Below are 6,683 nucleotides of genomic sequence, written 5' to 3'. Positions count from 1 at the left end.
GGGTTTCCCATAGTGCTTGCCGTTCGGCTTTGGTCATAATAAAAAATCCTCCTCAGGTTGTTTTCTGAGGAAGATTATCCCTTAAACTTGGGTATTGCGCCAAGGTGGGTTGTATTTGACGCTTACGAGATGTCAGCCAGGAGAGTGCAGGTGGGCGGTGGGGACTGGTTGAAGTGGGCCGGGAGCGCTTATGAACTGGACGGTAGCCGCAATAAATAGACATATGCACCCTGGAGCCCACAAGCCGGCGAGCGGACCTGCCGTTAAAAATAACAGCTATGGGTAATATACCTGCCGCTAGCATGTTTAAGAAAGGCAAAAGCGGCGGCAAAAAACCTCTCCTTCCATAAAATACCGGGTTATACCCGGCTTTTTGTTTTTTAGGACATGCCGGGCGAACAAGCAGTCGCGCATATTTTCATAAGGAAAGGAATAGGGAAAGGGGGAGTGCTTATGCAAATAGGGCGGCCTGTTCCCAGGATAAGGGTAATTCCTGTGGGGAATGTTTCAGATCACAAAAGGGCCTACGCCCGGGTGGTTGATATTATACGCCAGGCCTGCCCTGACAGGCAGGAAAATCCGCAAGAAATGTTGAAGGAAATAAACATGAAACCCACTCTGGGGAAGAAGAAAGATGAGGGCAGTGATTTACGCTAGGGTAAGCACCCAGGACCAGGCCCTCGGTTTTTCCCTGGCCACCCAAAAAGAACTCTGCGAGAAGAAGGCCAGGGCTTTAGGGGCTTTAGAAGTCGAAGTCGTAGAAGACGCCTATACAGGCACGGAATTGAACCGCCCTAGCCTGGATTACGTGAGGCGGCTCGTAGCCGCCGGGAAAGTGGACCTGGTAGTTGTCTATGACCCCGACAGGCTTTCCCGCAACCTTACAGATTTGCTCATCCTTTGCCGGGAATTTGATAAGGCAGGAGTAAGGCTGGAGTTTGTTAACTTTGACTGGCAAAAGACGCCCCAGGGTATGCTCTTCCTGCAGATGCGGGGGGCCTTTGCCGAATTCGAGCACGCGCTCATCAAGGAGCGTACCCAGAGGGGCAAGGCTAAAAAAGCAGCCAGCGGCAAGATCCGCTGCTACGCCAAGCCTTTTGGTTACGACTGGGACGCCGATGGGGATACCCTGGTAATTAATCCCCAAGAAGCCGAAATCGTCAAGCAAATGTTTGAGTGGCTAACGGATCCCCTGGAACCCTTAACTCCCTGGCAGATTACCCAGAAGCTGGGCCAGGTGTACCCCCAGGGTCCCAGGGGCAAGGGGTGGGTCCACTCATCAGTGGTGCGGATGCTGAAGAATCCCGTATATGCCGGCCGGTTGAGGCGCAGGGATGAGCAGCTTGATTGGAAGCCGGTCCTTGTGCCGGCCATAATTGACCAGGAAACCTTTATGAGAGCCCAGGAGATGCTTGCCAGGTCCAAGCGTTTTAACCCTAAGACTACCAGGAGAAGATTCTTGCTGCAGCGCCTGCTAGTATGCGGGGAGTGCGGGAGGAGGCTTACAGTCGTCACCCATAACAATCCCCAGAGGGCGAAGTATAGCTATTATACCTGCCCCGGGCGTTACCCTACCAAGTTTGACGACCGTGGCCGGGTAGGCAGGTGCGGGCTCCCACCCTGGCGGACGGAAGAAATAGATAAGACAGTATGGGATACTATAGCTTCCATAATTAAGAACCCAGACCTTTTTTACCAATATATAACTAGCGAGAAGCTTGAAACAGCCAGCATTCCCCGGAGACGCCTGGAGGAAGCGCGAAAGAGGCTAGAGCAGGTGCAACGGGTGATCGAGCGGATTGACCGGGCCTATTTTATCCTGGAGGCATTACCCGAAGAAGACTACAAGCGTTACCGGGCGGAACAAGAAGGAGAGCTAGTAAGGATAGAGGAAGATATCAAGAGGCTTGAAGCCGTAATTGACGCCCAGGAACAGGTGCAAAAAGGCGTAGAATTCCTGCGCCAGTACGCTGAAAACCTGGTAAGGTCGGTGGACGAACTAAACTTTTTTCAAAAGCAGAATATCACCCGCGAGCTGGTGCAGAGGGTAAAAATATATGCTGATGGCAACCTGGAGATAGAAGGATACTTTAACCTCCCCTTTACCGGGCCGGGTAAAAATGTCCCGGATCATTGCGAAGAACTTACAACATTAACCACACAGAAAAACTTAAAAGAACCACCTTGCAGTAGTGTTTTAACTTGCACACATCGAGAAAAGGGCCATCCAGAAGCTCTTGAAAGAGCTGTCGGCAGAAGGGTGTAGCAGGTGAACCTCAAAAGGTTATCCCCTGGCCTGGCAAGATGGCCAGTTTTTTATTTGCAGGGACCTGTGTAAAGAGCAGGTTTTCTGTGGTATAATTTTGCCAGCCTGCCATCAGGAGCCTGGCATGAGATTAATAGTTGCAGGTGTAAACTAATAAACTGGTGATGTTTAATATGACAAGGGTGCAGCTGAGGCGGGGCGAAGAGGGGCGTATTAAAGGAGGTCATCCCTGGGTTTACCGGACGGAGATTGAGACCATCTATGGCGCCTTTGAACCGGGAGACATAGTTACCGTAGAGGATCACCGTGGCAGGTTTATTGGCCGGGGGTATATTAACCCGGCCTCCATGATTACTGTCCGCCTCCTTATTTATAATCGTGATGAGGAAATCGATAAGGCCTTCTGGCGGCGGCGCCTGGCGGCTGCCTGGAATTACCGCCAGATGGTTCTCCAAGGAGCGGGGACGGACGCCTATCGCATTGTCTTTGGCGAAGCAGATTTCCTGCCCGGGTTGATTGTCGACAAGTTTGGCCCCTACCTGGTGGTCCAAACGCTGGCTTTAGGGATTGACCGTTTTAAAGACACTCTGGTGGAAATTCTGGATGAGTTAATTCAGCCAGCGGGGATCTATGAGCGCAATGATGTTCCAGTACGGGAGCTGGAGGGCTTGGAGCTGCGGTCTGGATTCCTCAAAGGACCCTTTGACCCTCTGGTAATCATTCAAGAAAACGGCCTTAAATTTTATGTGGACCTGGCCGGGGGACAGAAGACGGGGTATTTCCTGGACCAGCGGGAAAACCGGGCCGCCATCCAGCCGTTTGTGAAGGGGGCGCGGGTACTGGACTGCTTTTGCCATACTGGTGGTTTTAGCCTTCATGCCGCCCATTACGGCGCCCGCGAGGTACTGGGCCTGGATATTTCGGCAGAAGCCATCGCTGTGGCGCGACGCAATGCGGTGCTCAATGGCTATGGGGACCTGTGTTTTTTTGAAGTGGCCAATGTCTTTGACGCTCTGCGGGAGCTAGAGCGTCAGGAAGAAAGGTATGATGTGGTTATCCTGGACCCGCCGGCTTTTGTCAAGGCCAGGAGGGCCCTGCAGGGAGCCATCCGGGGCTATAAGGAGATAAATTTGCGGGCGATGAAGATTTTAGCCCCTGGCGGCTTTCTTGTGACCTGCTCCTGTTCCTACCACATGCCGGAGGATCTCTTTTTGGAAGTTATCAAGGATGCGGCATTGGATGCCCATCGCCGCCTGCGCCTGCTGGCCAGGCGCGGCCAGGCACCCGACCACCCGGTGCTTATGGGTTATGATGAGTCGCGTTACCTCAAGTGCCTGTTGCTGCAGGTATTATGATTTGCCTGCTTAATTTGATCAGTTTTGTTTTACTGTTCTCACCTGTTTTTCCTCCTTACCAACATTCTTCCGCAAAGTATGTCAGTTTTCTAGAAACGGCAATGGATATTGTTCCACCCCCTCGTCTTTTTGTGGTATAATAACCTGGATGGAAGTTACTGCATTCGGGGTGAAACATGCTCAAGCTGCTGCAACCGGACCTTTATGTGCGCTCCCTGCGGGATATACCCCTGGCAGCTTTAAAGGTGCGGGGGATCCGTGGGTTAATTATTGACCTGGATAATACAGTTACCGAATGGGGAAGAGCGACTCTGGACGTAGAGGTATACCGGTGGTTTGCGGAACTTAAGGATCAGGGTTTAAAGGCCTGCCTTGTATCCAATAACCGGAGTAGCAGGGTACAAAAAGTGGCAACGGCCCTTGGTATCCCCGCCATCTCCCGGGCCGGTAAACCCCGGCGGCGGGCCTTTTACCAGGCCATGGCCGTCATGGATACGGGAGTTGGCAGTACAGCCGTCATTGGCGACCAGGTTTTTACTGATGTCCTGGGTGGCAACCGCCTGGGGCTGTACACCGTCCTGGTAATGCCCATTAACCGGCGCGAATTTATCGGCACTAGGATGATGCGTCAGGTGGAAAAATTGATAACCAGGTGTCTGGTAATCAGCGAGTTTAATAGTAATGAGAGAAACCCATAGGATTTATGGTTTATGCCCATCCAGGCTGTTTGAACTCTGATAAAAAGCCGCCAGATTTAAAAGAAAACGGCAGGTGGAAGGATGCTCCAGGCAAAAGCTTCAACCGGGCTGGTGGCCCTGCTGGGGTGCCCGGTAGAACATTCTTTATCGCCTTTAATGCAAAATGCGGCCTTTGCCGCCACCGGGCTAGACCTGGTTTACCTGGCCTTTGCCGTTACCCCGTCCGGCCTGCCGGCTGCCCTGGCCGGACTTAAAGCCCTGGGACTCCGGGGCGCCAATATTACAGTGCCCCATAAGGAAGCAGTTATCAAATACCTGGATGCAATTGAGCCCGGAGCGGCCCGTATCGGGGCCGTAAATACTATAGTCAATGAGGGTGGGCGCCTGACAGGCTATAATACTGATGCCAGCGGTTTTTTACGTTCCCTCCAGGAGGCAGGTTTTGATCCGGCCGACAAGAAAGCAGTCATCCTCGGGGCCGGGGGGGCGGCCCGGGCGGTGGCCTTTGCCCTGGCCGGGTCGGGCTGTACCGGGCTGACCATTGCCAACCGCACATTAGAGCGGGCCGGGCACCTCGCAGCCGCCCTGGCAGGTTTAAGCCTCCCGGTAAAGGCCTGCGCCCTGGAAGAGGAAGAGCTGCGTCCCAGGATAGAAGAGGCTGACCTGGTGGTAAACGCCACCAGTGCCGGTATGGCCCCCGTGGTGGGAGCTGTACCCCTGCCGGCGGCCTGGCTCAACGCCGGGCAATGGGTATACGACCTGGTCTACAATCCCCTGGAGACCAGGTTCCTGCGCGAGGCCAGGCAGCGGGGTTGCCAGGTTATATCCGGTTTGGGGATGCTCCTGTACCAGGGGGCCGCGGCCTTTACCCTGTGGACGGGAAAGCCGGCACCAGTAGAGGTTATGGAAGAAGCTCTCCGGGAAGCAATTCAAGTAACTACTGTAGAACCTCAGCGGGAGCCAGTATCATTAGAAGGCCGGGTGAGTGAACCATAAATGAGAGGAGCCTGTTATAGAAATACTCCTGGAGCCCTTGCGGCTTTGGATTATGGATCTGGCAGTTTACTTCCCTCCTGGGGGAGGTTGTAACTGCAGGGCGAAAGAACTCCCTGGAGTTATCATAACAGCATGGTCTCGTTTCGGCCAGAAGACTGGATGCTCAGGAGGCTGGAGATACTTTGCTGCGTTATCTTACCGCCGGGGAATCCCACGGGCGGGGTTTAAGTGTGATTGTTGAGGGTATGGCGGCCGGGGTGCCCCTGACGGCTGAAGAGATAAATACCTGGCTGGCCCGCCGCCAGGGCGGTTACGGCCGCGGCGGGCGCATGGCCATTGAACGGGACCGGGTGGAGATCCTGGCCGGGGTAAGGGGCGGCTATACCCTGGGCAGCCCTGTCGCCCTCTTCATAGCCAACCGGGACTGGGAAAACTGGCAGGATATTATGACGCCCGCACCGGGGGCCAGGCCCGAACGGGCCGTCACCAGGCCGCGGCCGGGACATGCCGACCTGGCGGGAGGATTGAAATACCACCAGGCGGACCTGCGCAATATCCTGGAGCGGGCCAGTGCCCGGGAAACGGCGGCCCGGGTGGCGGCCGGGGCTGTGGCTGCTGCTTTGCTCAAAGAACTGGGGATTGAAATGGCGGCCCATGTGATCCGGATTGGACCGGTTGAAGTCAAAGGGGCGGTAGAATTGAGTGCTGCCCGGCAGGCCTGGGAGTCGCCGGTCTACTGTGCTGACCCGGAAGCCAGCCGGGCAATGGTAGCCGTTATTGAAGAAGCCCAGCAAAAGGGGGATACCCTGGGAGGGGTGGTGGAAGTCCTGGCGGCCGGCGTACCTGCCGGCCTGGGTAGCCATGTCCACTGGGACCGGCGCCTGGACGGGCGCCTGGCCCAGGCTTTAATGAGCATCCCGGCCATTAAAGGGGTAGAAATCGGGGCCGGCTTTGGGCTCGCCAGTTTGCCGGGAAGCCAGGCCCATGATGCCATCGCCTACCTGGAAGGACAGGGCTTTTACCATCTCACCAACCGCGCCGGCGGCCTGGAGGGCGGTATAACCAATGGGGAAACCCTTGTCCTACGGGCGGCCATGAAACCCATCCCCACCCTGATGCAGCCCCTGCCCAGCGTTGATTTCTTGACAAAAAAACCTGTTACTGCTGCTGTAGAACGTTCTGACGTCTGCGCCGTCCCGGCAGTAGCGGTCGTTGCGTGGGCGGCAGTGGCCTGGGTTCTGGCCGGGGCAGTGATGGAGAAATTTGGTGGCGATTATTTACCGGAAATCCAGGAGCGAATGGCCGCTTACCGGGAGTATTTAAGGAGTATTTGAGACGCTCATACCTCTGGTTCAGCGCCAATGCCTG

General features: G+C 55.2%; 7 protein-coding genes. All 7 read left to right on the top strand.

Annotation, left to right across the window (positions count from 1 at the left end; genetic code table 11):
• Positions 1–87 precede the first annotated feature (87 nt).
• The 7 genes from MOST_RS18090 (at position 88) to aroC (ending at position 6,649) form a co-directional block, all read left to right on the top strand.
• A complete protein-coding gene (locus MOST_RS18090; RefSeq protein WP_277995665.1) occupies positions 88–219 on the top strand; it encodes a hypothetical protein in 132 nt (43 codons plus the stop codon).
• Between the two features lie 234 nt (positions 220–453).
• A complete protein-coding gene (locus MOST_RS00500) occupies positions 454–657 on the top strand; it encodes a hypothetical protein (RefSeq protein WP_054935335.1) in 204 nt (67 codons plus the stop codon).
• Positions 635–2,266, top strand: a complete 1,632-nt coding sequence (locus tag MOST_RS00495) for a recombinase family protein (protein WP_054935336.1) — start codon at positions 635–637, stop codon at positions 2,264–2,266. Before MOST_RS00500 ends, MOST_RS00495 begins: the two co-directional genes overlap by 23 nt.
• Positions 2,267–2,439: 173 nt before the next feature.
• Positions 2,440–3,621, top strand: coding sequence for a class I SAM-dependent rRNA methyltransferase (locus MOST_RS00490; protein WP_054935337.1), 1,182 nt, complete (start codon positions 2,440–2,442; stop codon positions 3,619–3,621).
• A 176-nt stretch (positions 3,622–3,797) separates the two neighbouring features.
• Entirely contained in the window at positions 3,798–4,319 is a 522-nt protein-coding gene (locus MOST_RS00485) for a YqeG family HAD IIIA-type phosphatase (RefSeq protein WP_054935338.1), read from the top strand.
• Positions 4,320–4,400: 81 nt separating this feature from the next.
• Entirely contained in the window at positions 4,401–5,315 is a 915-nt protein-coding gene (locus MOST_RS00480) for a shikimate dehydrogenase (protein ID WP_054935339.1), read from the top strand.
• Between the two features lie 182 nt (positions 5,316–5,497).
• Positions 5,498–6,649: a chorismate synthase gene (gene aroC / locus MOST_RS00475; RefSeq protein ID WP_054935340.1), complete on the top strand. Its 1,152-nt coding sequence runs from the start codon at positions 5,498–5,500 to the stop codon at positions 6,647–6,649.
• The last annotated feature ends 34 nt before the right edge of the window (positions 6,650–6,683 follow it).

Source organism: Neomoorella stamsii, assembly GCF_002995805.1.
In the GTDB taxonomy this organism is placed as follows: Bacteria; Bacillota; DSM-521; order Neomoorellales; family Neomoorellaceae; genus Neomoorella; species Neomoorella stamsii.
Note: the sequence above shows the minus strand (reverse complement) of the source record. Positions and strands in the feature narration are given on the sequence as shown.